This is a genomic window from Paenibacillus sp. D51F (assembly GCF_053345695.1).
In genome coordinates this window covers 166,366-192,317 of record NZ_JBKFAO010000005.1, presented here as the reverse complement: position 1 = coordinate 192,317, position 25,952 = coordinate 166,366, and the positions used below count along the sequence as shown (strand labels likewise).

General features: G+C 57.8%; 21 protein-coding genes. 14 read left to right on the top strand and 7 right to left on the bottom strand.

What is annotated here, in order from left to right; all coding sequences use genetic code 11:
- The first annotated feature begins 63 nt into the window (after nucleotides 1-63).
- The 3 genes from ACLBWT_RS11600 to ACLBWT_RS11590 all read left to right on the top strand — a co-directional run bounded on the left by ACLBWT_RS11600 (nucleotide 64) and on the right by ACLBWT_RS11590 (nucleotide 5,141).
- Nucleotides 64-633, top strand: coding sequence for a GNAT family N-acetyltransferase (locus ACLBWT_RS11600; RefSeq protein ID WP_447663284.1), 570 nt, complete (start codon nucleotides 64-66; stop codon nucleotides 631-633).
- A gap of 225 nt (nucleotides 634-858) precedes the next feature.
- Nucleotides 859-3,990: a galactose-binding domain-containing protein gene (locus ACLBWT_RS11595; protein WP_447663283.1), complete on the top strand. Its 3,132-nt coding sequence runs from the start codon at nucleotides 859-861 to the stop codon at nucleotides 3,988-3,990.
- 179 nt (nucleotides 3,991-4,169) lie between these two features.
- Nucleotides 4,170-5,141, top strand: a complete 972-nt coding sequence (locus tag ACLBWT_RS11590; RefSeq protein WP_447663421.1) for an iron-hydroxamate ABC transporter substrate-binding protein — start codon at nucleotides 4,170-4,172, stop codon at nucleotides 5,139-5,141.
- Between the two features lie 71 nt (nucleotides 5,142-5,212).
- Here the strand turns inward: ACLBWT_RS11590 and ACLBWT_RS11585 are convergent, their stop codons facing one another.
- The 4 genes from ACLBWT_RS11585 to ACLBWT_RS11570 all read right to left on the bottom strand — a co-directional run bounded on the left by ACLBWT_RS11585 (nucleotide 5,213) and on the right by ACLBWT_RS11570 (nucleotide 11,166).
- A complete protein-coding gene (locus ACLBWT_RS11585) occupies nucleotides 5,213-6,130 on the bottom strand; it encodes an aldo/keto reductase (protein WP_447663282.1) in 918 nt (305 codons plus the stop codon).
- Between the two features lie 558 nt (nucleotides 6,131-6,688).
- On the bottom strand, nucleotides 6,689-8,482 hold the full coding sequence (gene cstA, locus ACLBWT_RS11580; protein WP_447663281.1) for a carbon starvation protein CstA: 1,794 nt from the start codon (nucleotides 8,480-8,482) through the stop codon (nucleotides 6,689-6,691).
- 178 nt (nucleotides 8,483-8,660) lie between these two features.
- Entirely contained in the window at nucleotides 8,661-9,407 is a 747-nt protein-coding gene (locus tag ACLBWT_RS11575; protein WP_447663280.1) for a LytR/AlgR family response regulator transcription factor, read from the bottom strand.
- Nucleotides 9,382-11,166: a LytS/YhcK type 5TM receptor domain-containing protein gene (locus ACLBWT_RS11570; RefSeq protein ID WP_447663279.1), complete on the bottom strand. Its 1,785-nt coding sequence runs from the start codon at nucleotides 11,164-11,166 to the stop codon at nucleotides 9,382-9,384. Before ACLBWT_RS11570 ends, ACLBWT_RS11575 begins: the two co-directional genes overlap by 26 nt.
- Nucleotides 11,167-11,395: 229 nt before the next feature.
- Between ACLBWT_RS11570 and ACLBWT_RS11565 the strand changes: the two genes are divergently transcribed.
- The 4 genes from ACLBWT_RS11565 to ACLBWT_RS11550 are packed head-to-tail and all read left to right on the top strand — an operon-like array spanning nucleotide 11,396 to nucleotide 13,296.
- The gene (locus tag ACLBWT_RS11565; RefSeq protein WP_447663420.1) at nucleotides 11,396-12,046 is read left to right on the top strand and encodes a bifunctional transcriptional activator/DNA repair enzyme AdaA; all 651 of its coding nucleotides are present in this window, start codon (nucleotides 11,396-11,398) and stop codon (nucleotides 12,044-12,046) included.
- The gene (locus tag ACLBWT_RS11560) at nucleotides 11,997-12,515 is read left to right on the top strand and encodes a methylated-DNA--[protein]-cysteine S-methyltransferase (protein WP_447663278.1); all 519 of its coding nucleotides are present in this window, start codon (nucleotides 11,997-11,999) and stop codon (nucleotides 12,513-12,515) included. Before ACLBWT_RS11565 ends, ACLBWT_RS11560 begins: the two co-directional genes overlap by 50 nt.
- Before the next feature lie 59 nt (nucleotides 12,516-12,574).
- Nucleotides 12,575-12,763, top strand: coding sequence for a hypothetical protein (locus tag ACLBWT_RS11555; RefSeq protein ID WP_447663277.1), 189 nt, complete (start codon nucleotides 12,575-12,577; stop codon nucleotides 12,761-12,763).
- A 50-nt stretch (nucleotides 12,764-12,813) separates the two neighbouring features.
- Nucleotides 12,814-13,296 carry a hypothetical protein gene (locus ACLBWT_RS11550; protein WP_447663276.1) on the top strand — a complete coding sequence of 161 codons (483 nt, stop codon included), beginning with the start codon at nucleotides 12,814-12,816 and terminating at the stop codon, nucleotides 13,294-13,296.
- 140 nt (nucleotides 13,297-13,436) lie between these two features.
- Here ACLBWT_RS11550 and ACLBWT_RS11545 read toward each other — a convergent pair whose 3' ends face one another.
- From ACLBWT_RS11545 to ACLBWT_RS11535, 3 genes are read right to left on the bottom strand one after another with little or no spacing between them, the layout of a single operon-like run.
- Nucleotides 13,437-14,222 (bottom strand): ABC transporter permease subunit, encoded by a 786-nt coding sequence (locus ACLBWT_RS11545; RefSeq protein ID WP_447663275.1) that lies wholly within the window; start codon nucleotides 14,220-14,222, stop codon nucleotides 13,437-13,439.
- Nucleotides 14,219-15,127: an ATP-binding cassette domain-containing protein gene (locus tag ACLBWT_RS11540; RefSeq protein ID WP_447663274.1), complete on the bottom strand. Its 909-nt coding sequence runs from the start codon at nucleotides 15,125-15,127 to the stop codon at nucleotides 14,219-14,221. Before ACLBWT_RS11540 ends, ACLBWT_RS11545 begins: the two co-directional genes overlap by 4 nt.
- Nucleotides 15,128-15,316: a PLD nuclease N-terminal domain-containing protein gene (locus ACLBWT_RS11535; RefSeq protein WP_447663273.1), complete on the bottom strand. Its 189-nt coding sequence runs from the start codon at nucleotides 15,314-15,316 to the stop codon at nucleotides 15,128-15,130.
- Between the two features lie 263 nt (nucleotides 15,317-15,579).
- Here ACLBWT_RS11535 and ACLBWT_RS11530 point away from each other — a divergent pair, with 263 nt between their 5' ends.
- The 7 genes from ACLBWT_RS11530 (at nucleotide 15,580) to ACLBWT_RS11500 (ending at nucleotide 25,937) form a co-directional block, all read left to right on the top strand.
- Entirely contained in the window at nucleotides 15,580-16,506 is a 927-nt protein-coding gene (locus ACLBWT_RS11530) for a phosphotransferase family protein (protein WP_447663272.1), read from the top strand.
- 274 nt (nucleotides 16,507-16,780) lie between these two features.
- Nucleotides 16,781-20,869: an S-layer homology domain-containing protein gene (locus ACLBWT_RS11525; protein WP_447663271.1), complete on the top strand. Its 4,089-nt coding sequence runs from the start codon at nucleotides 16,781-16,783 to the stop codon at nucleotides 20,867-20,869.
- A gap of 172 nt (nucleotides 20,870-21,041) precedes the next feature.
- The gene (locus tag ACLBWT_RS11520; protein WP_447663270.1) at nucleotides 21,042-21,728 is read left to right on the top strand and encodes a response regulator transcription factor; all 687 of its coding nucleotides are present in this window, start codon (nucleotides 21,042-21,044) and stop codon (nucleotides 21,726-21,728) included.
- On the top strand, nucleotides 21,721-22,824 hold the full coding sequence (locus tag ACLBWT_RS11515) for an ATP-binding protein (protein ID WP_447663269.1): 1,104 nt from the start codon (nucleotides 21,721-21,723) through the stop codon (nucleotides 22,822-22,824). Before ACLBWT_RS11520 ends, ACLBWT_RS11515 begins: the two co-directional genes overlap by 8 nt.
- 264 nt (nucleotides 22,825-23,088) lie before the next feature.
- Nucleotides 23,089-23,958, top strand: coding sequence for a M15 family metallopeptidase (locus ACLBWT_RS11510; RefSeq protein WP_447663268.1), 870 nt, complete (start codon nucleotides 23,089-23,091; stop codon nucleotides 23,956-23,958).
- Between the two features lie 353 nt (nucleotides 23,959-24,311).
- A complete protein-coding gene (locus ACLBWT_RS11505; RefSeq protein ID WP_447663267.1) occupies nucleotides 24,312-24,680 on the top strand; it encodes a MerR family transcriptional regulator in 369 nt (122 codons plus the stop codon).
- 12 nt (nucleotides 24,681-24,692) lie between these two features.
- Complete coding sequence (locus ACLBWT_RS11500) at nucleotides 24,693-25,937, top strand: MFS transporter (protein ID WP_447663266.1); 1,245 nt, start codon at nucleotides 24,693-24,695, stop codon at nucleotides 25,935-25,937.
- Nucleotides 25,938-25,952: the final 15 nt, after the last annotated feature.

Here is a 25,952-nt window from a genome sequence, read left to right as displayed (position 1 = left end):
GCTGCCGGTTCCTTGCTCGAGGCTGTTGGGTCATGAAAACTTCGGATTGGGAGATGAACGACAATGAACGATAGCCTGGCTGCGATGCGCCTGGAAACGGAGCGCCTGATCATCCGACCGTACAGGGAAAGCGACTTGATGGAGTCCTACGGGCTGATGCAGGATGAGGAGCTGCTGACGTACATGCATATGGACGTGCTGTCTTTCGAGCGGTATGAAGAGCTGTTCCGGTGGCTGCTGGACAGTTACGGGGATGGTTTTGAAGAACCCTTCAAATACTCGTTCCCCATCCTAGCCAAGGAGTCCGGCGAAATGGTCGGCTGGTGCGGAATCGGGGAGCTTGATTTCCGCCGCCCGGACAAGGAGCTCTATTACCTGATCCGCCGCAGCGACTGGGGCCGGGGGTATGCGGGCGAAGCGGCTGCCGCGCTGGCCGCCTATGGATTCGATGCCATCGGGCTGGACCGGCTGCATGCCAAGGCCGACCCTCGCAACGCTGCGTCGCTCCGGGTGCTTGAGAAGCTCGGCTTCGCCTTCAGCCATGTTCTCGAAGGATTGGCCGGCGATGACGAGGACTGCAACGGAGAGAGAATGCATGTGCTTTCGAGAGAGAGCTTCAAAGGCCGCCGGTAAAAACGATGCATGGGGCCCTTCCGTATGAGCGGGAAGGGCTCTTTTGCTTTTTCCATTCCGGCCGTTGTCACAAAAATGGCTTTATAGGTCATCAATGTAGTGGCCTGCCTAAGCGCGCCTGGCTACAATGGGGGTGATAGCGCGCCTGACCGCCATTCATTCCGAACGAGAAGGAGGGCTAAGCAAGTTCCGCTTCAGACTAAATCACACGGAGGTATGAATAACATGAGATCCAATGCAAAAGCGGGCAAGCTCCTGGCTCTGTTCCTGGCGCTGTCCTTGATGATTCTGCAAATTCCTTTTGCGCCGGGCGCTTCAGCAGCTCCGCAAACTTATGAAGCCGAGTCTGCCGTACTGGCCGGCGGCGCCGTCAAAGCAACCGACCATACCGGATATACAGGCACGGGCTTTGTCGGAGGATTGACCGACACCAATAAAGGAAAAGCTTCCATCACCTTTACTGTAAGCGCTTCCTCTGCGGGAAGCTATACGACGGTTCTCCGCTATGCCAACGGCTCCGGCGGCAATCAAACGATGAGCCTGTATGTCAACGGTTCCAAGATCAAGCAAATCTCGCTTGCAGGCACGGCGGACTGGAATACTTGGTCGACCCAGACGGAGACCGTCTCGCTGAACTCGGGCAGCAATGCAATCGCTTATAAATTCGACGCGGCAGACACGGGCAATGTCAATATCGACAATATTACCGTCGATGCTTCCCTGGGCGCCAATCTGGCTCTGAACAAAGCTGCAGCAGCCAACAATACGTTCTCCGGCTTCCCGGCATCCAATGCCACGGACGGAAATGCATCCAGCTATTATGAAGGCGCGGCGAATTCCTATCCGAACACGCTGACCGTGGATCTGGGCAGCGCGCAAAGCATCGGCAAGGTCGTGCTGAAGCTTCCTCCTTCCTGGGGCGCGAGAACCCAGACGCTCTCCGTGCAAGGCAGCTCCGACAACTCGTCCTATGCGACGCTTGCTGCTTCCAAGGCGTATGCCTTCGATCCGTCATCGTCCAACACGGCGGCGATAACCTTTACGGCAGTCTCGGCCCGCTATGTGCGGGTGAACGTTACGGCCAATACCGGGTCGACCGGAGGCCAGCTGAGCGAAGTCGAAGTGTACGGATCCGGCTCGGCTACGCCGACGCCAACTCCTACACCGACAGCGACGCCAACTCCAACGCCAACTCCAACGCCGACAAAAACGCCAACCCCGACACCGACACCGGCTGGAACGTATGAGGCCGAGACGGCGACGCTGTCCGGAGGCGCGGCCGTGGCGAGCGATCATACGGGCTACAGCGGAACCGGCTTTGTCGGCGGCTTCACCGATGCCAACAAAGGCAATGCCTCGGCAAGGTTCAACGTGAGCGCGTCGACTGCGGGCAATTACAGCGTTGCGCTGCGTTACGCCAACGGCTCGACGGCCGTCCAATCCTTGAGCATCTATGTGAACGGAGCCAAGGCGGCGCAGACCTCCCTAGCCGCTACGGCGAACTGGGACACCTGGGCGACTAGGACCGACACTGTCGCTCTGAATGCCGGCAGCAACACGATCATGTACAAGTACGATACGACCGATACCGGGAATGTGAACCTGGACAAGATCGACATCGCTTATGTCGTGCCTACGCCTACGCCGGTGCCGACACCGACGCCGTCCCCGGGCTCTTATGGAGCGTCCATGCCTTACGACGCTTATGAAGCGGAAAGCGCGTCCTACACGGGCGCAATCGTCGGACCTTCGACTACGTTCGGCGATCTCGCTTCGGAAGCTTCCGGCCGCAAAGCCGTCAAGCTGACCTCGGCTGGCCAGTACGTTCAGTTCACGCTGAACAAAGCCGCCCAAGGCTTGACGATCCGCTACTCCATCCCGGACAACGCGTCCGGAACGGGCATCGATTCCGCGATCAGCCTGTATGCCGGCGGAACGCTGATCAAGGACGTCGGCCTGACATCCAAATACAGCTGGATCTATGGAGCCTACGGTACGGAAGGCGGGGAGATCCGCTGGTCCAACAATCCGAATGCGACTCCGAACACGCCGCATCACATGTATGACGAGGTGTCGGTCCAGCTGGACAAATCGTATCCGGCCGGCACGGTCATCAAGCTGCAGCGCAACGCCTCCAACTTGAACTTCGCCTCGACGGCGAGCGTGACGGTCGACCTGATCGAGACGGAAGTCATTCCGGCAGCCTTGTCGATGCCCGCGGGTTATGTCTCCATCACGAGCTACGGCGCGGTAGCAAGCGACGGAGCCGACGATACGACGGCCATCAACAATGCCATCAATGCGGTCAAAAACTCGGGCGGAACCTACAAAGGCGTATGGATTCCGGTGGGAACCTTCACGCTGAACAACGGCACCAAGGGAGCCGGCTACAACGGAACCGGCACAAGGCTGTACCTGGACAGCGGCGTATCCATGAAGGGCGCCGGCGTCTGGTACTCCACTCTCTCCGGCAGCTATGCGGGCATCTACCTGCGGGGCGGCAACGTCGCGCTGTCGGACTTCAAGCTCAGCGCGAACGACTTCATCCGTGACGATTACAACGGCGTGACCGGCGTGGAGGGCAACGGAACGAACTCGACCATCTCCAATCTGTGGATCGAGCACGCCAAGGTCGGAGTCTGGCTGACGAACCAGACGAATGCCGCCACCATCACGAATACCCGGATTCGCCAAGTATGGGCGGACGGCATCAACCTGCACTACGGCACGAGCAATACGACCGTCAGCAACAACTCGATCCGCAATAGCGGCGACGACGGCATGGCGATGTGGTCGGACACCTACCTGGATACGAACAACACGTTCAGCTACAACACCGTCCAGATTCCGACACTGGCGAACAATATCGCCATCTACGGCGGCAAGGACAACAAGGTCATCGGCAATCTGGTGACGGATACCGTCGTGAACGGCTCCGGCATCTCCTTCGGCACGAACTTCAACCCTCCGTCCATGACGGGCACGCTGACGGTCCAGAACAACATGCTGCTGAGAGCGGGCTCCTACCATAAGGACTACGGCTATCAGATCGGCGCGATCTGGGCTTACTGGGTGGGCAACAGCGGCAAAGCGCAAAACCTGACGGTCAACGTATCGGGCAATACGATCCAGGACAGCGTCTACTCCGGCGTCTTCATCGAGGAGCCTGCTCCGGGCGTATCCGTGACCTATGCCTCCAATACGATCACGAATGCGGGCACCTACGGCTTCTATGTGAGAGGATCGGCGACCGGCACGTCCACCTTCACGAACAACACGGTGAACGGAGCTCCTTCCGGCAAGTTCCTCAATGCTTCCTCAAGCTTCACGGCATCCGGCTCCGGCAACAACTGGTGATGAATGACGATGAGCCCTTCCCGTCCGCGGGGAGGGCTCTTCGTCATTGAGAGGAAAGCAGCCGAAATTGAAATTGACAAGGCGGCGGGATCTCTTTATAGTTTATGATATTGATAATCATTATCACAGTCGGCATGTCGTTATGATCGAATAGAAAAAGGGGATTCAGAATGAAAAAAATGAAATGGCTGTCCATTCCGCTCGTCCTGATGCTGATGGCGGCGCTGGCCGCCTGCGGAAGCAAAAACAACGGCAACACGGCGGCGAACAGCGGCGGCACGCCTGCCGCCTCCGAAGCTTCTGCCGAGTCTCCCGCTCCATCGCTCTCGTCCGATGCGGCTTCCGGGACGATCACCTACGAGTCCGAGACCGGTCCGGTCGAGGTTCCGGCGAACCCGCAGCGCATCGTCGGCCTGACGAACGCGCCGAACATCCTTGCCATGGACGGCAAGATGGTGGGCGTCGATGAATGGACGGGGAAAGATCCGCTGTTCAAGGACAAGCTGCAGGGAGTCGCCGTCGTATCCGAGGACAGCCTCGAGCAGATCATCGAGCTGAAGCCGGATCTCATCGTGGCCGGCTCTCAGACGAAAAACATCGACAAGCTCAAGGAAATCGCGCCTACAGTCGTCTACACCTGGGGCAAGCTGGATTACCTGAACCAGCAGCTGGAGATCGGCAAGCTCCTGAACAAGGAGAAGGAAGCCCAGGAGTGGATCGACGGCTTCAAGACGCGCGCAGCCGAGGCCGGCAAGGAAATCAAGGCCAAGATCGGCGAGAACGCGACGGTATCGGTGCTGGAATACGATGCCAAGAGCTTCTATGTCTTCGGCAACAACTGGGCCCGCGGGACGGAGATTCTGTACCAGGCGATGGGGCTCGGCATGCCTGAAACCGTCAAGAAAGACGCCCTTGGTGCCGGCTACTACACCCTCTCGAGCGAAAAGGTGCCGGATTATGCCGGCGATTGGATCGTCCTCAGCCAGATGGCTGGAGTCGAGAACCCGATCTTCGACACCAAGACGTGGAAGAGCATTCCGGCAGTCGAAAAAAACCAGGTCATCACGATCAAGACGGAAGAGTCCAGCTACAGCGACCCCATCACGCTGGAGCATCTGCTGACCGTTTTCAAGGAAGGCTTTCTGAAGTAAAGCCTGAACGGATGCACAAAAAGAGTGCGCCTCCAACCATCGCGGATGGCTGGAGGCGCACTCTTTGCTTTTTAAGGAAGGATATTGCCTGCTGCACGGAAGATGGCGTACCATTCCTCGCGCGTGAGCTCGATGTCGGCGGCCTTGACGCAGTCCTGCAGACGCTCGATATTCATCGTGCCGACGACCGGCTGCATGCGGGCCGGATGGCGCAGGATCCAGGCGACCGCGATCGTCGTGTTGCTGACGCCGTACTTTGCCGCGACCTCGTCGATCTGCTTGTTCAGCTCGGGGAACTTGTCGCTGCCGAGGAAGACGCCTTCGAAAAATCCGTACTGGAACGGCGACCAAGGCTGGATCGTGATGTCATGCAGACGGCAGAAGTCGAGGATGCTGCCGTCGCGGTTCACGGCCGAAGCGTTCTCCATGTTGACGTTGAAGCCCTGGGAGATCATCGTGGCGTTCGTGACGCTCAACTGCAGCTGGTTGGCGACGATCGGCTGCTTCACATATTTCTGCAGCAGCTGGATCTGCATCGGATTCTGGTTGGAGACGCCGAAGTGGCGGACCTTGCCGGAGCTCTCCAGCAGATCGAACGCTTCTGCGACCTCCTCCGGCTCGACGAGCGTATCCGGTCGGTGGAGCAGCAGCGTGTCCAGGTAATCGGTCTTCAGGCGCTTCAGGATGGCGTCGACGGAATTCAGGATATGCTCCTTGGAGAAGTCGAACATGCCGGGGCGGATGCCGCATTTGGACTGAAGGATGAGGTTTTCGCGCACGCTCGGCGTCATATGGACGGCTTCAGCGAAGATTTCCTCGCAGTCGCCTCCGCCGTAGATGTCCGCATGCTCGAAGAAATTGGCGCCGAGCTCAAGCGCCGTCTGGACGAAGCGTTCAGCCTCCGGCTTGTCCAGCGAGTTGATGCGCATGCAGCCGACGGCGACGACGGGAACCTCCAGGCTGCTTGTTCCGAGTGGAATCGTTCTCATGGATAAGGACCTCCTAAATGTATGTAGGAATAAGGACAAGACATGAATCGCGATATGCTTCTATTGTGGCATATAGGGAATCCGCTTTCAACACGTGTTCACAAAGAAGATTCGGAGGGGGAGAGGGAAGAGGATAACGAGAGCAAGGATGAAGATGAGGATGAGATACAGGCTATAGGTACAAATCAGGGATCTTGATTTATTTCCAAAATTAGGGTAAAAAAACAAATGAGAGGGTGATTTCTGGCTGCTCCTTGCTGAAATCGATTTTCTCGGACAGAATCCAGTCTCATAAATGAACACTTTAGAGATGACATCCTCTCGTTGTTGACGGGTCCCAATAGAAGGGAGGCAGCCTTCCTTTTCGGAAGCTTATCGTTATATCAATTCAGATTTTTGTTGTGATTGGGATTTTGATTCATTTCGCATATAAAACTAAAAGCAGCCCATCGTAAGTTACGATGAGCTGCTTTTTTTTGGGAGCGTTCGTAATCGTGCGGCGCGTGAACTATCGCCGCTTGTTCCTTGCATGGAGAACGAAGCAGGCAAGCGGCGACGTTAAGAAGACAACGACTCCAGCTCAGCGCGCGGATGGTTGAACGTCTTGATCCAGTTGCGCGCCGCCGTGAACATGATGATGATGCCGAGCACCAGCATGATGATGGACAGCACTGCATTCAGGACGTTGTAGCCGGATGCGTCCGGGTTCAGGTAGACGTTTTTGACCATCCAGTAGCCCGCGTAGTTGACGGTGACGAACAGGTAGGCGAGCGGAATGAGGCAGGTGAGCATATACCGCCGCTTGTCGGCCACTCGCAGGATGACCGTCGCTCCGATGATGAGGCCGATGGAGGCCATCAGCTGGTTGGAGACGCCGAACAGCGCCCATACCGAGCCGATGTCGCCCGAGAAGAGCAGATAGCCCCACATGAAGCAGGCGAGCGCGCTGGCGAAGATCGTGCCGGGAATCCAGTCGACGCGCTTCAGCGGCTTGTACAGCTCGCCGAAGAAATCCTGGATCAGATAGCGGGAGACGCGCGTGCCGGCATCAATCGCCGTCAGGATGAACACCGCTTCGAACATGATGACGAATTGGAAGAAATACGGGGCGAGATTCTCGAACCATGGAATCTTCGTGAAGATATATGTCATGCCGACGGCGAGCGTCACCGCGCCGCCGGTGCGGCCTTCCAGATCAAGGCCGATCTCCTGGCTCAATTCCGGCAGATGGACGGTGCTCATGCCCAGCGTCGCGAATACTTCGGGCTTGGAGTTGATGGCGAAGTAGTCGCCGGGCTGCAACGCCGTGGCCGCGATCAGCGCCATGATGGCGACGAGGCATTCCACGAGCATCGCGCCGAACGCGACCGGCTTGATGTCGCTCCAGCGGTTGATCATCTTCGGCGTCGTGCCGGAGCCGATGAACGCATGGAAGCCGGAGATCGCGCCGCAGGCGATCGTGATCGAGATGAACGGCCATACCGGCCCGGCCAGGATCGGTCCGCCGCCGCCGATGAATTCCGTCACGGCAGGGAATTCGATCGCCGGATTGATGATGAAGACGCCGACGATGAGAGCGATGAAGACGCCGATCTTCATGAAGCTGCTCAAGTAGTCGCGCGGGGCGAGCAGCAGCCAGACCGGCAGGGCGGCGGCGAAGAAGGCGTAGACCGGCAGGATGACCGAGAGCGTGCTCGTATCGAACGTCAGCCAGTCGCCGACAACGGTGTCCTGGATGGAGGGGCCGGCGAAGACGCCGATCATGAGCAGGATGAAGCCGATCGTGGAGGCGAGCTTCAGGTTGCCGGTCTTCTTGTAGAAGAGACCGACGCCCATGGCGATCGGAATCGTGATGGCGACGGCGAACGTGCCCCAAGGGTTGTTCTCGAGCGCATGCAGCACGACCATCGACAAGCCGGCCATCGTGATCGTGATGATGAACAGCATCGCGAGGCCGGTGCAGAAGCCGGCGACCGGTCCGAGCTCCTGCTTGGCGACCTCGGAGAGCGACTGGCCGTTGCGCCGCATCGAGGCGAACAGCACGACGGCGTCATGCACCGCGCCGCCGACGACCGCGCCGATGAGCAGCCACAGGAGGCCCGGCAAGTAGCCGAACTGGGCGGCGAGGATCGGGCCGACGAGCGGTCCGGCTGCCGCGATGGCGGCGAAGTGATGGCCGAAGGCGACCCATTTGTTCGTCGGGACATAGTCCTTGCCGTCCTTCAGCGTATGTGCCGGAGTCGGCGTGTCGTCGCTCAGCTTCAGCACCTTGCGCGTGAAGAACGTGCCGTATAATCGATAGGCAATCATGAGAATGCATATGGATCCGATTACGATTGAAATCGCATTCATGTCGGTGACCTCCCAAGACGTTGATATTCTCTAGAATAGAAAAAGAAGCGCCTTGGAAACCGTTTTCAAGATAGAACGCAGGAAATCAGGGATGAGGCGCAGGGATCAAGCGGCGAATGGAAGCGGCTTCATCGCGTATTCAAAGCCTCGGAGGCGAGGGGGCGCCAGAAAGCGGAGCTCAAAGCCCGATCAGCTGCTTCAGCTCCTTCAGATACGTGCGGCTGACGGGCACCTTGGCTCCGTTTCTCATGATCAGCGTGCAGGTCGAGTGGAACCAGGGCTGGATTTCCTCGATCTCATCCACATTGGCGAGATAGGCGCGGTGGACGCGCATGATCGGCGTTCCCTGCAGCTTCTGCTCGAAGGTGACGAGCGGCTCGCCGACCTTGTACGTCTGCTCTGCGGTCGCCACCAGCGTTTTTCCTTCTTCCGCCGTGATATACAGGATTTTGCCGATGTTCACCAGAAGGATGCGCTCGTCGACCGTAATCGCCAGCTTGCCGGTCCGCTCCGGCGCGGAAGCAGGCCGGAGCGGCGCAGGAGCCTGACGGCTGGGGCGGCCTTCCCTCAGCGCGGCGATCTTCTCGACCGCCCGGCGGATCCGTTCTTCATCGTACGGCTTCAGGATGTAGTCGGCGGCGTTGAGCTCGAACGCGCGGAGCGCATACTCGTCGTAGGCCGTGGCGAACACGATCTCCGGGCGGGGGTCCAGATTCTGCAGCTGCTGAGCGATTTCAAGCCCGCTCTCTTCGGCGAGCTGGATATCGAGAAAGACGGCATCGGGCTCTGCCTTCCGTATGCCCTGGATCGCGTCCTCCAGCGATTCCGCTTCTCCGATCACCTCCACGCGCTTGGTGCGGTGCAAGATATAGGCCAGCTCGTCGCGGGCGAGCGGCTCGTCATCCACGATAAATGCTTTCAGCATCCTGTTCCCCCCCATAATGATGGCTGAGCGGCACGGCAATTCTGATCTTGGCGCCGCCGGCGCCGCTTGCGACCTCGAAGCTTGCGGCTCCCTGATAGATCTCTTCGATGCGTTTCCTGATATTGTGCAGCGCTGTCCCGGTGCCGGAAGCGGACTTGACCTTCTGCCTGCCGACCGTCCCGAGAAGCTCCTTGGCGAAGCCGATGCCGTCATCCTCCGCGACGAGCACCATCCGGTCGTCCTCCTGGAACGCGGTGATCGTCACATGTCCGACCCGTTTTCCCTTCAGCGGTCCGAAAGCATGGCGCACGGCGTTCTCCACGAGAGGCTGCAGGGTGAACGGCGGAATGAGCACCTCTTCGAGCGCAGGATCGATGTCCAGCTCGACCTTGTATTTGCCTGGAAAACGGGCCTTCTCCAGCGTCAGGTAGGCTTCGACATGCTCCAGCTCCTTGCGCAGCGGGATGAGCATCTGCCGCGCGCCCTGAAGATTGCTGCGGAAAAAGACTCCGAGCTGCAGCAGCAGCTTGCGCGCGGTCTCCGGATCGGTGCGGCACAGGGCGGAGATCGTGTTGATCGCATTGAACAGGAAATGCGGATGCACCTGCGACTGCAGCGCCTTGATCTCCGCGTCCTTCAGCAGGCGGCTCTGCTGCTCGGCCTCCGCCAGCTCCAGCTGCGTGGAGAACAGCTTGCCGAGGCCTTCGGCCAGCTCCTGCTCGACCCGGTCCATCTGAAGCGGGTTCGTGAAATAGAGCTTGAGCGTGCCGACCGTATGCTGATGCACCTGGAGCGGCAGCACGATAGCCGCCTGCAGCGGACAGCCTTCATGGTTGCATTGGATCGCCTCCCGCGTCTTGGCCTTCAGCAGCCGGCCGTGCTCCAGCACGTTGCGGGTGAGCTGGGTGGAGATGCTCTGCATCGGGATATGATGGTCCGAGCCGGTTCCGACATGGGCCAGCACCTGCTGCCGGTTGGTGATCGAGATCGCATCGGCATGGGTCGTCCTCAGCATGATCTCCGCCACCTCGCGGCAGGAGTATTCGCTCAGTCCTTGCCGGAAGAACGGCAGCGTCTGGTCGGCGATATGCAGCGCCTTGTGCGTCTGGAGGGCGCGGGTGCGCTCTTCCTCCTGCACGATCGATTGCACGAACAGCATGAACAGCAGCGTGCCGAAGCCGTTGATGACGATCATCGGAATGCCGATGACCCGCACGAGCTCCAGAGCGGGCTCGAACGGGCGGGCGGCGAGCAGGATGATGCCCATCTGCGCGCATTCCATGATGATGCCGATGGCGACGGCGCGCCAGGTCATGCTCTTGCCCTTGCGGCGCATCCGGGCTCCGATCAGGCCGGTGATCAGGCCGGCCATGATCGTCGAGACGCCGCAGGCGACGGCCGTGAAGCCGCCGAGCGTAATGCGGTGCACGCCGGCGATCAGGCCGGCCCCGAAGCCGACGAGCGGGCCGCCGAGCAGGCCCCCGAGCACGACGCCGAGCACGCGCGTATTGGCGAGGGCGCTTTCATAATCGACGTTGGCCTGCCAAGCCTGCGAGGCGATGGTGCCATGGCTGATTTTGATTCCCGTATAGTTGCTGATGATGCCGAATGCGCCGAAGATGGCGATCAGCAGCAGCTTCTCCTTGAGTCGATGCTCATGGTGGATGATCTGGCGGAACGACTTCATCCTGGAGAGCAGAAAGACGACGATGAGCAGAATGCCGACCCTCTCGAGCATGAGCGGCAGCAAATGGATCACGAAGGGTTCACCTGCTTCCATGGGTTTGCCTGATTATACCCTAAAATGAAACCGGTACGTCAGGAGCCGTGGAGATTCCGACCTTAAAAGCAAGAATGAGGATGAATCGGAGCTCCATCTGAGCTAGACTAACCATGCGAGTCCTCCTCGAGCCGGCTGCAAGATGCCGATCAGGAGAGAAATAAACAGGAAGAACCCGGCAAGGAAAGGCGGCGGCACGGTGGAGACTATGGGCTTCGAGGAAATGTGGGAAAAGATCATCGCCTGCGACAACACGTATGACGGCTTGTTCTATACCGCCGTGAAAACGACGAAAATCTACTGCCGCCCGTCCTGCCGCTCCAGAAAGCCGAAGAAAGAAAATGTCCGCTTTTACGTCCATAGGGAGGAAGCCGAAGCGGCCGGATTCCGTGCCTGCAAGCGATGCCAGCCCGAAGCGGAGCGGACTCCCCATGCCGCCCTGATCCGGAGCATATCGGCCTTCCTGGTCCGGGAGCACCGGCGGGCTCTGTCGCTGCGGGACATCTCCGCATTTGCCGGCGTAAGCCCGTACCATCTGGAGAGGCTGTTCAAGCAGGAGACGTCGGAGACGCCGCGGACGTTTCTGGAGAAAATAAGAGTGGACAAAGCGGCCCGCCTCCTGCGCACGACAGACCGGGGCAGCCTGGACATCTGCTACGAGTCCGGATTCCGCAGCCCGTCTCATTTCTACAAGGCGTTCCGCCGCTTGACGGCTTGCACGCCAACCCAATACCGCCGCCGCTCGGCCGCTGGAGATGCTTCAGCCTGCGGAACCGATCCGGCCCATCGCGCCAAGGAGGTCATTTCCAGTGAGCAAGCAGCATCGAGTCGACCTGGACACCCCGATCGGGGTGCTTAGCATTGCCGGTACGGACGAGGGCGTCCAATCCATCCTGTTCTCCGACGAGGAGCAGCTCCTGGAGCCGATCCGGCCCGATACGCCGCAGGCTTTGATGGAATGCCGGCTGCAGCTGGAACAATACTTTCGCGGCGAGCGCCGGCGGTTCACGTTCCCATGCGCCGCTCAGGGAACCGACTTCCAGAAGCGCGTATGGCAAGCCTTGACCGATGTGCCCTACGCGCACACCGTATCCTACAAGGACATAGCCGTCGCGATCGGCAGCGAAAGGGCGATCCGGGCCGTCGGCAGCGCCAACGGGAGGAACAAGCTGAGCATCGTCGTCCCCTGCCACCGGATCATCGGCTCCAGCGGCGCCCTGACCGGCTATGCCGGCGGTCTTTGGAGGAAGGAGTGGCTGCTCCGCCACGAGAAGGCTGTCCAGTCCGCCGAACCCGGAGCTGCGCGCGAAAAAGAACCCCTTCCGTGAAGGAGTTCTTTTTGTGCATAATAAAGGCAAGACTGCCAACGCGAAAGGGAGTGGACCAATTGGCGCATGAACCTGTTGATCCGGAAAGACAGGAGCCAAAGAAAAACGGAGGCGCCTTGCTCTGGATCGGAGTCGGCATCGCCATCGGGTCCTCGCTCGGATCGGCGATGGACCATTTCGCGGTTGGAATTGTCATGGGCACCGGAATCGGAACGGCGCTCAGCCTCGCTGCGCACTTCAAGAAATAACGGGAAAGACCTTATTCATTCCATCCTTTTAAACTAAAGGAGACAAAAGAGTGGGTAGACGATCGACGTTCTGGTTTCTTCTTGTGCTGCTGTTGACGGCTTGTTCAGCGGGAGCAGGCGAAGGGAAGACGGCGGACAGCACGCCGGGAGGCAAGTTGAGCCTGATCAATGTGTCGCTCTACAGCAGCGATTCGACGAAAGCGCAGCCCGAATTGATTCTGGTGCAAAGCAATCCGGACCCATTGGCTGCAGCCGAGAAATGGACTGAAGCCGATAGCTCCATAGCGTTGCCGCCAGTCGGATATATCGCTAGAATCTATGTTCTTCAGTTTCAATACCCTGCCAAAACGTCGACGGAGAGCGTCCATTACTTCCTCTTAGCAGATGACAAGAACAACTATTACCTGAAGCGGGTCGAGCCTCGGCAGATTGCGGACTTGGACTCGTTTGCTCCCGAAGACAAGGAGCCCATCCTGGAAAAGTCAGGGAAGGAAGGCTGGCTCTCGGTCGCTCCTCCTGGATTCTTCGATTGATGAATGGACGATAGGACGCATGATCGGCATGGAAACAAAACCAAAAAACACGCAAAAGGCTCATGGCCTATGCGTGTTTTTTGGTTCTTCCTGCTGTGGTTCCTGAAGTCCATTCCCGGAACCGGCGTCCGCTTCCCCGCTTATTTTGCTCCCGTGTTCCCTGCCTTCCGCTTCGAGAATAGCGAGGAACCGACAACCATGGCGCCGGACAGCAGCGCAGCCGCCGCAACGGGCAGCCAAGCGCCTGAAGCCAGACTCCCGGTTGTGAGCAGCGTTCCTGCTTCTCCGGTGAGCCTGCCGGGGCTCCATTTCATGAAGCGGCCAAGCAGGCTCGGCAGCAGCGAGAGCACGGCCAACGCAAGCAGCGCCAGGAAGGCGGCTCCGGCCTGCGAATCCATCGCGCTGCTGAACAAGAGCACCGCCGACAAGGCGAACAGCAGCCATAGGGCGTACAGGAGCAGGCTTTGCCCGATGAGGGGGAACGGAACGCTGCCGATGAGGATATCGGTATAGTACCAGGTGGCCAAATAGCCGATTCCGAAGGCGGCGAGCGTAAGGGAAGCCATGCTGGCCCACTTGGCCGTCGCCAGCGACAGATGGGATACGGGCTTCACATGGATCATGACCGCTGCGCCGCTCTGGCGCTCGCCGGAGACGATGCCCATGAACGACAGGGCGAGAATCAGCAGCCCGAGCGTGTTGTACTGGGACAGCGTCTTCAGCATGATGTCGGCGGCGGTAGGGACGGGCATGGCGGCGGCGACTTCCTTGGCGATGCCGTTCGCCTCCAGCAGCTGCGGCATGTAGGCGGCCGTGACCGGGTTCATGACGCCGAGCAGGATGAAGACGGCCGGAATCCACAGCCACTTGTAGCTGCGTCTCATGCCGAGCATTTCCTTCCGATAGAGAACCATCCACTGGCTCATGGCCGCACCGCCTTTACAAATAGATCCTCCAGCGTCGATTGGCCGGTTTCCAAGCTGGAGATTGATATTCCGTTCTCTAAAATGGCTTGCAGGACAGAGGTCTTCGCCGCTTCGGGATTTCCCGCCAAGGCCAGCTTGACGCCGGCAGGCAGGCTGTCCGCTTGCCGGACGCATGGAAGTCCCGCCAGAGCCTTGGTCCACTCCGCGCGGGGCTCGGCGAACCTTACCGTCAGCACAGGTTCCGTATGCTCCCGCATCACCTGGCGAAGCTCGCCTCCCAGCGCGATGCGCCCGTCCCGGATGATGAGGATGTCGTCGCAGACCGCCTCCGCATCGTGAAGCACATGGGTGGAGAACAGAATCGTCGTCTCCTGCTTCAGCTCCTGCAGCAGCTCCAGCACCTCGCGGCGTCCGAGCGGATCCAGCGCCGATACCGGTTCATCGAGCAGCAGCAGCTTCGGCCGGTGAATGATCGCTTGGGCGATGCCCAGGCGCTGCTTCATGCCGCCGGAATAACCTCCGATCCGGCGGTCCGCGGCGTCCGCCAGACCTACCCGCTCCAGCAGTTCAGAGCTGCGGTCCGCGGCTTCTTTTTTGCCCAGACGGGCCAGGCGGCCCGTGAAGGCCAGGAATTCCCGGCCGCTCATCCAGTTCGGGTAAGCCGGATACTGGGGCAGATAACCGATGTTGGGCCGGATATCCCCTCCGCTCTTGCCGTCGAAGGAGATGCTGCCCCCGGATGGGGGCAGCAGGCCGGCGAGCATGAGAAGGGTCGTCGTCTTGCCGGCGCCGTTCGGCCCGAGCAGCCCCGCGCAGCGGCCCTCCCCGACGGTGAAGGACAGACCTGCGACGGCTTCCTTGCTGCCGAAGGATTTGGACAGCCGGGCGATTTCAAGAAACGGCATTCAGTCCGACCTCCTTCCGAAGAGGAAATAAGCGACGCTTCCGAGCAGGCTGGAGAACAGGATGACGATCGCCCACATCCACTTGGGACCGTTGGTTCGGCGGACCTTGGAGAGATCGATAAAAGCGGCGACGACGAGAATGAGCTGCAGGATGGCGAGCGGCAAAATAAGCTTCAGCATATCGGACATGATGACTACCTCCGTGTATTTGGAATCCCTGCGAGGGGAACAAGACTTGGTTGGAATCGATTCGGCGGCCGGCGGAAACGCTTCCTTGAGGACAAATCTTTCCTTATGGCCTTTCATAGCGATATGACGCCGCCCGGCGGCGATTCGTTCAATTCCACTTTAAGGAATTCGGATCGGCTGGCCGAAGCTCCGGAAGGAAGCGGGGAAGAAAGCCTCGAATAGAGGTGGATAGACGGGAGAAGAACCGAAAGGACGGGATGCAAATGAGGCCGATGGACAATCCCCAGGCATGGCGGCAATGGATTCCATTGTTGAGCGGCTGCGGAGAAATCGAACCCATTTTCAAGGGGTACTCGAACGACGCCAAATATTTGGTCCGCGACACCGAGGGGCAGCCTTGTTATATCATCCGGGCGTATGGGATCGTGCAAGCCGAAGCGAAGGGACGGGAGTACGGGATTCTGGAGGAGATGGAAAGGCTCGACGTTCTGTGCTCCAGGCCCGTCCAGTCCGGCAGCTTGCCGGATCAAGGACTGGGTTACATGCTCGTCACCTACATCGACGGGGAAGACGCAGCGGAGGCGCTACCTCGTCTGCCGGTCGGGGAGCAGGAATCGATCGGAATTCATGCGGGGCGGGAGCTGCGCAAGATCCACAGGGCAAGCGTCCCGGAAGAGGTGGAGCCTTGGCAGAATCGAATCTTGGCCCGGCTTCGCTCCTACAGGCAGGACTATGAGGCCTGCGGCGTCCGTCTGGACCGCGGCCGGGAACTGCTGGAGTTTCTGCAGGAACATATCGGGCTGACGGAAGGCAGGCCAAGCGTGTTCCAGCATCATGACTACCATGTCGGGAACCTGATCGTCCATGACGGGGCTTTGGCTGGAATCATCGACTTCAACCGGTACGGCTGGGGAGATCCCGTTCAGGAATTCGCCAAGGCCGGCTTCTTCAGCGCCGAGACGAGCGTGCCGTTCACGGCCGGCCAGATTCGCGGCTACCATGAAGGGGAGCCGGACGACGAATTCTGGCAGTTGTATGCGTTCTATATCGGCCTTGTCTGCCTCTCTTCCGTTCCCTGGATCGTCCGGGTAAGGCCGGCAGAGACGGCGGACATGCTGAGGCGGATAGGCAAGGTCATCGATGACCACGAGGGCTTCAGCCGTTGTAAGCCCTTGTGGTATCCGGGCTGAAGAGGCTTCAGTCAAGCCTAGCTTCTAGAAGCCGCCTTCAGTCCGACTATTCTCCTCCCGATTTATGTTTTTTTTCAGCTCAGAAGCAATAGTTTTATCGCATAAACGATTGTCCCGGCAGAGAAAAGGAAAATGGGCAATAATGAAAAAAATAGGCATGGAAAATAATCCTGCAATCCCTTAAATTAGAAATGTGAATTCAGTATTTATTCTTCGGGGGGAGTAAACTATTTTGGTCACAAGAGGATTGGGGAAAAAAGCATTATTGCTATTCATGGCGTTCATAATCGGAGCCCCATGGCTGAATATCAGCGGCGGTAGCTACGGCAGCAATCAGCAAACGGCCTTTGCAGAGGAAGCGGGACCGTCTCCAGCCATGCAATTAGTTGGTTCCGCCACGCTCGGCGCTACTGTCACCGACCTCGTATATGATCAGGGCGCAGGATCCGTCTATGCTCTTACGAAGGACAACAACAAACTGACCTTCTTGGATGCGGGCAATCTTGCCGTACAGAAGGAACTGAGCGTAGGCTCAATGCCTACGGATATGGAATTGTACGGAAACCATCTTTATATTGCCTTGTCGGGGGCCATGGATATCGCGGTCGTGGATCTAACGAGCCGTACGGTCAGCGCTATGATCGAGACGACCTATCAGCCTCAGCGGATCGCCGTGACGAGCGAATATATTTTCTATACGACTTCGCTATATCAATGGTGCGAAGTTTACAAGCAGGATCGGGCTACAGGGCAGACAACGATGCTTATAGACAGAGTTTCAGGGCCTGGCTTAAAGGTGGATGAGGGCAATCATATCCTATACGCAGGCGAGACAGGCTCGTCAGGTTCACATCTGTATGCCATTGATTATCTTACAGGTCAACAAATCAGCAAGAGCACGTATGACGGAAACTATGGGTTCGGGTTCCCTACGCCTAACATTTTCCTCGATAATGAGAATGTGCTCTATGCAGGAACCAAATTGAACGGCCGGGATTTATCTGAAATCAAGGGAATGTATCCACGTCTTGATTCGTATACTTATCTAATATCCAAGCTTCAAGATGCAAACGGATCTCTGGTCGCGACAAGCGAAGGAGTATTCGACAAGGATCGGTATCTTCCTGTCGCCAGATTCCCTTATGAAGCGGGACGTGCTGTGATCGGCAACGGGAATGCTTTCATCGTGAAGGATGATTACTATACGAAGACGCTGGAAGCCTATGCGTTCGACCCTTCAGGAGCGCTCCCCACAATCAGCCTGAACAAGACAACGAACTACTCCACCTCCAGCAATTATCCGATCGACAGCTGGACGACGGATGCAGCCTCGCCTTATCTCTATGCAGTATCCTCCGTCACGAACGAGCTGGCTGTCTTGAATAAACACGATCTTAGTCTCGTGTCCAAGCAATATGTCGGCTCCAAGCCGCTACATATCCAACTGCACAATGGGAAGCTGTATATCGCTTTTGAAGGAGAGACGTCAATAGGCGTGCTTGATGCAGCAGCACTTGGTTCAGGCGTGAACAGAATACGGATTCCGTCCAATCCAAGCCGCGTCCTGCCTGCAGGAACAGTCAATGTGTTCTATTGGGGACAGGATACCTTCAACAATTTCCATGTCACGGATGGAACGACAGACAGGCAAGTCATGGGCTATCCCAACAGCACCAACTTTGGGCAAGCTGCGTACGACTTGTCGGACAATGCTCTGTACACGTACAGCAACGGCCAAATCATCAAGATGAATCCGGATACGCTCGGCATAGCCTCTTCGATCAAAGTCGATGCGGGATATGGATACAACGATCTACATCTGGACAGCAGCAGCCTATACTTGGGATCCAAACGATACAATAAGAGCAATCCGGCCAGATTGTTAGGTTCTTATCCGGAAAATATCCTTTATGTATCGGGAGACTTGGCGTTCGGCAAGAACAACGTCTATGACAAGGACACTTATGTCAAAAAGCTTGCTCTGCCGTTTGAAATCAATGATGCCTACGTCGATTCGGACGGAAGCATATACTTGTCGACACCGAACAGCTTATACCGTTTTGAAGGTATACAGGGCATTCAGTCCTACATGGATACGGAATTGAGTCCATCGAATCTCGTTTTTGCGGTTGACAGCTATACGTCCAATATGGTGAGCGGAACCTTGTATTTCAAGCCTGCGCGTGATGTGGGAAAGGTTCAGGGATATGCTCCTTATTTCATGGATGCCGACGGAAATAAACTCAATTATATCAGCGGGTACATGGATAAGAAGCTGGATGACGGGACAATGACCTATAAAATCTATTATTACGATGTCCCGGAAAAGGCCGAGTACATTGGGTTGTATTCTTACCTGAGCTATTCGGATCCTCAGCCGCAGCTGAAGCCGGCCAAAACCATGCTATGGGATATTCCCGCCTTTTTTGCCGCTGAATTCGGAATTCAAGAAACTTCTTCGGCAGATGGATATGTTCAGGGCACCGTTGCATGGAAAGCGGGAAAGGAAAAGCCAAATCTGACTTACTCTCTGTATTTCGTCGGGGAAAATGGACTTATCGGCGGAAAGCTGGCTGAAGTGGCTGGAGGGAAATCCAGCTATTCTGTCGCTGTCGGCAAGACAAAGCTGCCGGAAAGCGCAGTCGGCCTTGCTCTTGTGCAGCAAAGCGGAGATTATGAAGCGCCGATATACCAATTCTTGATTCTGGAGCGATTTATTTCGCCTTCTATTCCAGAAGGAGATGTCGCCTTGACCAAATATCTGTATGCTTCAGATTTGGTCAAAGTAAAAAATGTGAAGCCCGGGGATATGATTACCCTGTACAACTCCTCGTACTTATCGTTTTCTACAACAAGGGTGCCTGCGGGAACAGAAAGCATTACGATTCAAACCGGAAATATGGGGAGTCCCGGCACCAAAATTTATATCACCCGGAAGCGGCCGGGATTGTACGAAAGCGATCCGACCCCTCTTGTTATCCCGGAAATAATCAATGACGGTCCAACATTCCCTGGGGGAACGCCAAAGCCGACAACTACGCCTACTCCGTCCGCTTCGCCATCTCCGTCGCCATCTTCGACGCCGACCTCTGATGGCGGAACGGGGGGAAGCTTCCCTGGCGGATTCGGAGGCTTCCCAGGGGTCGTTGCGACGCCGACTCCATCCCCGACGCCGGCGTCGGACAAGCTTCAAGCCGTGGAATCCAAGGACGGCAGCGGCAAAGTCTATACATCCTTGGATGTGTCGGCCGCTCACCTCTCCGGATTAATGGGCAAGAATGAATTTTTGAGCAAAGGAACGGTAACGTTAGCTTCGGACAGCAAGAGCGGCAAGATCGTCTTCAGCATTGAAGCATCAGGCGTGCAGAAGCTGCAGGAGAAAAAAGGGAGCTTGTTCATTTTCGAGACTCCGTCGGGCTCATGGAGCCTTCCTGCCACCGCATTGGCTCTCACTTCGACGGCGGGAACGGCGCAGCGATTCGAGATTTCCTTCGAGCAGCTGAACGACAGCGATGCAGCGGGATTGAGGCAATCCGGAAAAGGCAATCCGGTCGGCAAGCCGGTGAAGTTCACGGCTTCCGTCACCGCTGGAGGCGCAACTCGAGAAATTGGCGGCTACAGCCAATACGTCCAGCATGTCCTCAAGCTGGATGCCCCGGACATTCCGGCTTCCCAGCTTGGCGCTTATGCGTATGACGCTTCGTCCAAGAGCTTCATTCCCGTGCCGGCTCGCTATTCTTACAGCAACGGCATGCTGACGGCGACGATTTATGGGAGGACAGGCACAGTTTACGCCGTGGCACGCCTGGCAACTTCCTTTACGGATTTGCCTGCATCCGCAGAATACTCGCAAAGCATCAAAACCTTGGCAAGCCGGACGATCTTGTCCGGATATCCCGGCGGCACTTTCAAGCCTGAAGGCAAGGTTACCCGTGCAGAGTTCGCTGCCATGCTGAGCAAAGCTCTCGGAATGACGCCAGACGCTATCAGCAGCAAGACCTCCTTTACCGATGCCAAGCCAGGCAGCTGGTACGATGCCGCCGTTAAGCAAGCTGTGCAGGCGGGCATCATCAACGGTTATCCGGATGGAAGCTTCAAGCCGAACCATACGATCTCTCATCAAGAAATGCTCGCTATGCTGGTCAAAGCCATGCAGTATGCGGGGTATGCACCTGCATCGGCCAGCGGAGCATCGGGTGTGTCCGTGCCTGACTGGGCCAAAACTTACTATGAGCAAGCCATGGGCTCGGGCTTGATTGGCCAGAAGGAGGATGTGTTCCATTACTCGACCGCCGCTGAGGCATCCCGAAAGGAATCTGCCCTGCTGCTGGATCGTTTGGTCAATGGGATCCTTTTCCAATAAACTCGATTCAACCGGCAAAGGCGCCCTTATGCAGTCAGGGCGCCTTTTTTATTTGCCTGAAATGAGGATGCCGCTATTTTTAGCCGCTTAAAGTTGGTTTTTTGGAGCCAACTCTGGTAGAACTGAAGAAAAGCTATGCCTAGAGGGCAGCAATCGGGGAGGCGGACAGCAGATGAAGCGGATAACGATTCTGGTCGCGGATGACGAGGCGGAGATTGCCGACCTGGTCGCTCTGCATCTGGAGAAGGAGGGGTACAACGTAATCAAGGCCGCAGACGGCACAGAGGCGCTGAGGACGATCCAGTCGCAGCCGGTCGACCTCGCCATTCTCGATATCATGATGCCGGGACTCGACGGCTACGAGGTGACTCGGCAGACCCGGGTGGAGAATCATATCCCGATCATCATCCTGAGCGCCAAAACCTCGGATTTCGATAAAATATCCGGCCTGGTCATGGGGGCGGACGATTACATGACGAAGCCCTTCAATCCCCTTGAGCTCGTGGCGCGGGTGAACGCCCAGCTCCGGCGGTCCATGCAGCTGAGCCGGCCGAAGGAGGAGCATTCGGTGCTGGAGGTCGGCGGACTGGCGATCGACTCCATGCGGCGCACGGTTGCCGTGTACGGGCAAGGCGTGGAGCTGACGCCCAAGGAATTCGATATTCTGCATCTGCTCGCGAGCCATCCCGGCAAGGTGTTCGCAGCCGAGAACATTTTCCGCCATGTGTGGGAAGAGGAGTACTTCGACAGCGGCAATACGGTGATGGTGCATATCCGCACCCTGCGCAAGAAGCTGGGGGAAGACAAGGACAAGTGGATCAAGACGGTCTGGGGAGTGGGATACAAGTTCAATGGATAAGTGGCTGAGAAGCTTCCGGGCCCGAATGATCGCGCTGCTGGCGCTCAGCATGCTGCTGTCCGGCCTGGTTACGTATGCCGTGTTCAAGGCGCTGCAGTATTACTACAGCAGCCATGTGAGATACGGGGAGCCGCTCGAGCGGCTCCGCCATGCCATCCGCAGCTTCGGCGATCTCAACTTCTTCCTGATCCTGTTCGTCCCGCTTGCGGTGCTGTTCTTCTTCTTTCTGACGACGCCTTACGCCGCCTACTTCCGCGAAATATCGGCCGGAATCGGGCGCCTCGCTTCCGGCGATTTCAGCGGACGCGTCGACATCGCTTCGCGAGACGAGTTCGAGAGCATCGCCCGCGATATCAATGCGGCCAGCGCCAACCTGCAGCGCGCCGTCGAGCGGGGCGACTTCGCGGAGAACAGCAAGGACCAGCTCGTGCTGAATCTGGCCCATGATTTGCGCACCCCGCTCACTTCCGTGCTCGGCTACCTGGACTTGATCCTACGCGACGGGGGCCTGTCCCCGGAGCAGAAAAGCCATTACACGTCCATTGCCTTCAACAAATCCAAGCGTCTCGAGAAGCTCATCGACGGCCTGTTCGAGGTCACCCGGATGAACTACAGCACGCTTCCGCTCGAGACCGCGCCTCTGGATCTGAGCGAGCTGCTCGCCCAATTGAACGAGGAGCTCTATCCCGTGTTCCAGAAAAGCCGGCTGAGCATCCGGCCGGACATCGCTCCTGGTCTCATCGTGAACGGCGACGGCGAGCTGCTCGCGCGGGTGTTCGAGAATCTGCTGGCCAACGCGGCCCGGTACGGCAGGGACGGAGAGTTCGTGGATGTCCAGTGCAGCCTGGAGGGCGGAGAGGCCGTTGTCCGCATCGCCAATTACGGCGATATGATTCCGGAGGACGAGCTGCCCCGCCTGTTCGAAATGTTCTACACCGGCGATCGGGCCCGGACCCACCAGGAAGGAAGCACGGGACTCGGCCTGTTCATCGCCAAAAACATCATCGACCGGCACAAGGGGAAGATTGCGGCCGAGAGCAGCGCTATCCGGACCGTATTTGAGGTCCGCCTGCCGTTGCAAGGGCAAGCTGGATGAGGGCGGCGGCTGCAAGCGGGATATTTCTGTAAGCCTTCCCATGAAGCGGGAATGATTTTGCCATGCCTTCACGGCCGCCGGCCGGAGAAGGCTGTTTGTCTTTTCCGATTCCGGTTTGATTCGCCGATTGCCCTGTCCGACTGCCCCTGCCCGATCGCTGACGAATGCAAAGCCGATTTAAGGAAAAATTTATCAGGTCTCAAATCCTTTTTAACTAGTTGCCCTTATGCTGGAGCAAGAACAGAGCGAAAGGAAAAGCGACTCATGAAGAGATGGATTTCAATGCTGCTGCTCCTCGCGGCAGCCGGCTGCGCATCGGCGCATCCCGAGCCTTCGTTCACTGCGGCGCCAAAGCCTTCGCAGCCGGCTGAATCGGCTGCCCCGGACAGCAGCGCAGAGAAGGAGCAGTCGATATTGCTCGGCAAATCCCGGATTCATCAGGGGAATCTGGTGCTCGTCAACAAGGAGCATGCCGTTCCTTCCAAGGACGGCAAGTCCGATGTGGTCAATCTGTACGAGCACAAGGAGCTGTTGGAGGGCTACGGGCTTCTCGACAACAAGATCCGGCTCTCCGAGAGCGTGGCGAAGCGGTTCATTGCGATGGTGAAGGACGCGGATAAGGATGGAGTCGATCATTTCCTGATCAGCAGCGGCTATCGGAGCAACGAGGAGCAGGCCAAGCTCTATCGCGAGCTTGGCGGCAATTCGGCGCTTCCGCCAGGACATAGCGAGCATAATCTGGGCCTGTCCCTGGATATCGGCTCCAGCCGCGCCGAGATGAGCAAAGCTCCGGAAGGCAAGTGGCTGAAAAAGAACGCATGGAAGTACGGATTCATCCTGAGGTATCCGGAGGACAAGACGGATGTGACCGGCATCCGCTACGAGCCCTGGCATTTCCGCTACGTAGGCTTGCCGCACAGCGCGGTCATTCAGCGGGAAGGACTTGTGCTGGAGGAATATCTCGACCTGCTGAAGGATCAGGGGACGATCGAAACGGAAGTCGAAGGGGCGGAATACCGGATTTCCTACCATCCCGTCCGGGGAAAGACGACAGTGAAGATTCCGGCGGGAAAATCGTACGAGCTGTCCGGCAACAATTCGGACGGGGTCATTGTAACGGTCCGGATGGACTGAGCGGGCAACTACGCATAGGGGACCAGCGCGAACGACAGCCGATGACAGAAGCATTCCAAGAGCATCGGAATAATCATGGAGTCAGATCCATGAATATGCGATGGGAGCAACATGCTATACCAGCCGCATGGAAGCGGAGCCTACCGGACAGGAGGCTCCGTTTTTTCTATGCCCAAGGGTTGCCGCCTGATTCAGATGCTTAAGCACGGATGAGGGGAAGTTAACGTTGACGTTAAGGTTACGAAGTGATATCTTTGAGGTAATTGTTTTAGTAATGAATAATATAGATAGAAGGGATAACGATCTACAAAATCGAAGATGTCGCCAACCTGTGCGGCCTGACGAAGCGCACGGTGCGCTATTACGAAGAGATCGGGCTTCTGGCTCCGGAACGGAGCGAGGGAGGCTTCCGCCTCTACACCGAATCCGATGTGGAGAAGCTGAAGAAGATCATCAATGCCCGCGATGCGCTCGGCTTCTCGCTGCAGGAGCTTCAGGAGTACGTGTCGATCGGCGAAGATCTGAGCGTGCTGCGGGACGGCATCCGCATCGTGGAGGATATCGAACGCAAGCGCTCCATGATCGGCGATATGGAGAAGACGGTGGAGAAGCAGCTGGAGATGATGGATCAGAAGATCGCCAAGATCGTGAAGATCCGATCGGAATTCATCGAGCTGAAGGACAAGATCCAGGAAGCGAAAATCAGATACGAAATCGAATAGGAGTGAGCCTTCGTGGCCAATACAACCCAACCTGCAGCAAAGCATGAATTGCCCGCCGCGCGCAGCGGCATTCTCAATCAGCCGCGCGCCGTATGGGCCGTTTTTTTTGCCGGCATTATCGCCTTCATGGGAATCGGGCTGGTCGATCCCATCCTGCCTGCCATATCCGAAAAGCTGAACGCGACGCCGAGCCAGGTCAGCCTGCTGTTCACCAGCTATAACGCCGTCATGGCTGTCGCCATGCTGATCACCGGCACGATCACCTCCCGGCTCGGCATGAAGCGGACGCTGCTGCTCGGCGTCGTCATCATCGCCATCTTCTCCGCCCTCGGCGGCTTCTCGAACGGGATATGGGAGCTGGTCGGCTACCGCGGCGGCTGGGGCCTCGGCAATGCGCTGTTCGTAGCCACCGCGCTGACGGCGATCGTGTCGCTCTCCCGCAGCGGCGTCGCCAAAGCGATCATCCTCTATGAAGCGGCCATCGGCCTCGGCATCTCGGTCGGCCCGCTCCTCGGCGGCGAGCTCGGCTCGATTTCCTGGAGAGGACCGTTCCTCGGCGTCGCAGCCTTGATGGTGCTCGCCTTCATCGCGCTGACGTTCATGATGCCGAAGTCGGCCGCGCCGAAGACGCCGGCTTATGCCCAGAAGAAGCTGTCGGCTTCCCTTCTGGATCCGTTCAAGGCGATGAAGCATCGGTCGCTTGTCGTTTTCGGGCTCACGGCGTGCTTGTACAACTTCGGCTTCTTCACCCTGATGGCTTACGCTCCCTTCGTCATGGGACTGGACATCCACGGCATCGGCTACGTCTTCCTCGGTTGGGGGATTCTGCTCGCTTCCACCTCCGTATTCATGGCTCCCAAGCTCCAGCGGGCGTTCGGCACCGTCAAATCGATGGCGGTCATGCTGGCGCTGTTCGGCCTCACGCTTCTGGCGATGGGCACCTGGACCGACATCCATTGGGTTGTCATCGCCTGTGTCATCTTTGCAGGGGCTCTGCTCGGCAACAACAACACGCTGATCACAACAGGCGTCATGAACGCGGCTCCCGTCGAGCGTTCGACCGCTTCCGCCGCCTACAGCTTCCTGCGGTTTCTCGGCGGCGCGATCGCGCCTTATTTTGCCGGCAAGCTGGCCGAGTGGTTCAATCCCCATGTGCCGTTCATCGTAGGAGCCGCCTTCGTGCTCGTCTCGGTGGCCTACATTCTCGCCAATCGCAAGCATGTGAAGCATGTCGATGAGGTCGAGGCTGCCCATTGATGAATGTCCCGATCA

Excerpts from the sequence above, each read along its gene's own strand:
- ACLBWT_RS11600 (WP_447663284.1), top strand. The coding sequence starts at position 64 with ATGAACGATAGCCTGGCTGCGATGCGCCTGGAAACGGAGCGCCTGATC.
- ACLBWT_RS11595 (WP_447663283.1), top strand. The coding sequence starts at position 859 with ATGAGATCCAATGCAAAAGCGGGCAAGCTCCTGGCTCTGTTCCTGGCG.
- ACLBWT_RS11590 (WP_447663421.1), top strand. The coding sequence starts at position 4,170 with ATGAAATGGCTGTCCATTCCGCTCGTCCTGATGCTGATGGCGGCGCTG.
- ACLBWT_RS11585 (WP_447663282.1), bottom strand. The coding sequence starts at position 6,130 with ATGAGAACGATTCCACTCGGAACAAGCAGCCTGGAGGTTCCCGTCGTC.
- cstA (WP_447663281.1), bottom strand. The coding sequence starts at position 8,482 with ATGAATGCGATTTCAATCGTAATCGGATCCATATGCATTCTCATGATT.
- ACLBWT_RS11575 (WP_447663280.1), bottom strand. The coding sequence starts at position 9,407 with ATGCTGAAAGCATTTATCGTGGATGACGAGCCGCTCGCCCGCGACGAG.
- ACLBWT_RS11565 (WP_447663420.1), top strand. The coding sequence starts at position 11,396 with ATGGGCTTCGAGGAAATGTGGGAAAAGATCATCGCCTGCGACAACACG.
- ACLBWT_RS11545 (WP_447663275.1), bottom strand. The coding sequence starts at position 14,222 with ATGAGCCAGTGGATGGTTCTCTATCGGAAGGAAATGCTCGGCATGAGA.
- ACLBWT_RS11540 (WP_447663274.1), bottom strand. The coding sequence starts at position 15,127 with ATGCCGTTTCTTGAAATCGCCCGGCTGTCCAAATCCTTCGGCAGCAAG.
- ACLBWT_RS11535 (WP_447663273.1), bottom strand. The coding sequence starts at position 15,316 with ATGTCCGATATGCTGAAGCTTATTTTGCCGCTCGCCATCCTGCAGCTC.
- ACLBWT_RS11530 (WP_447663272.1), top strand. The coding sequence starts at position 15,580 with ATGAGGCCGATGGACAATCCCCAGGCATGGCGGCAATGGATTCCATTG.
- ACLBWT_RS11525 (WP_447663271.1), top strand. The coding sequence starts at position 16,781 with ATGGCGTTCATAATCGGAGCCCCATGGCTGAATATCAGCGGCGGTAGC.
- ACLBWT_RS11520 (WP_447663270.1), top strand. The coding sequence starts at position 21,042 with ATGAAGCGGATAACGATTCTGGTCGCGGATGACGAGGCGGAGATTGCC.
- ACLBWT_RS11515 (WP_447663269.1), top strand. The coding sequence starts at position 21,721 with ATGGATAAGTGGCTGAGAAGCTTCCGGGCCCGAATGATCGCGCTGCTG.
- ACLBWT_RS11510 (WP_447663268.1), top strand. The coding sequence starts at position 23,089 with ATGAAGAGATGGATTTCAATGCTGCTGCTCCTCGCGGCAGCCGGCTGC.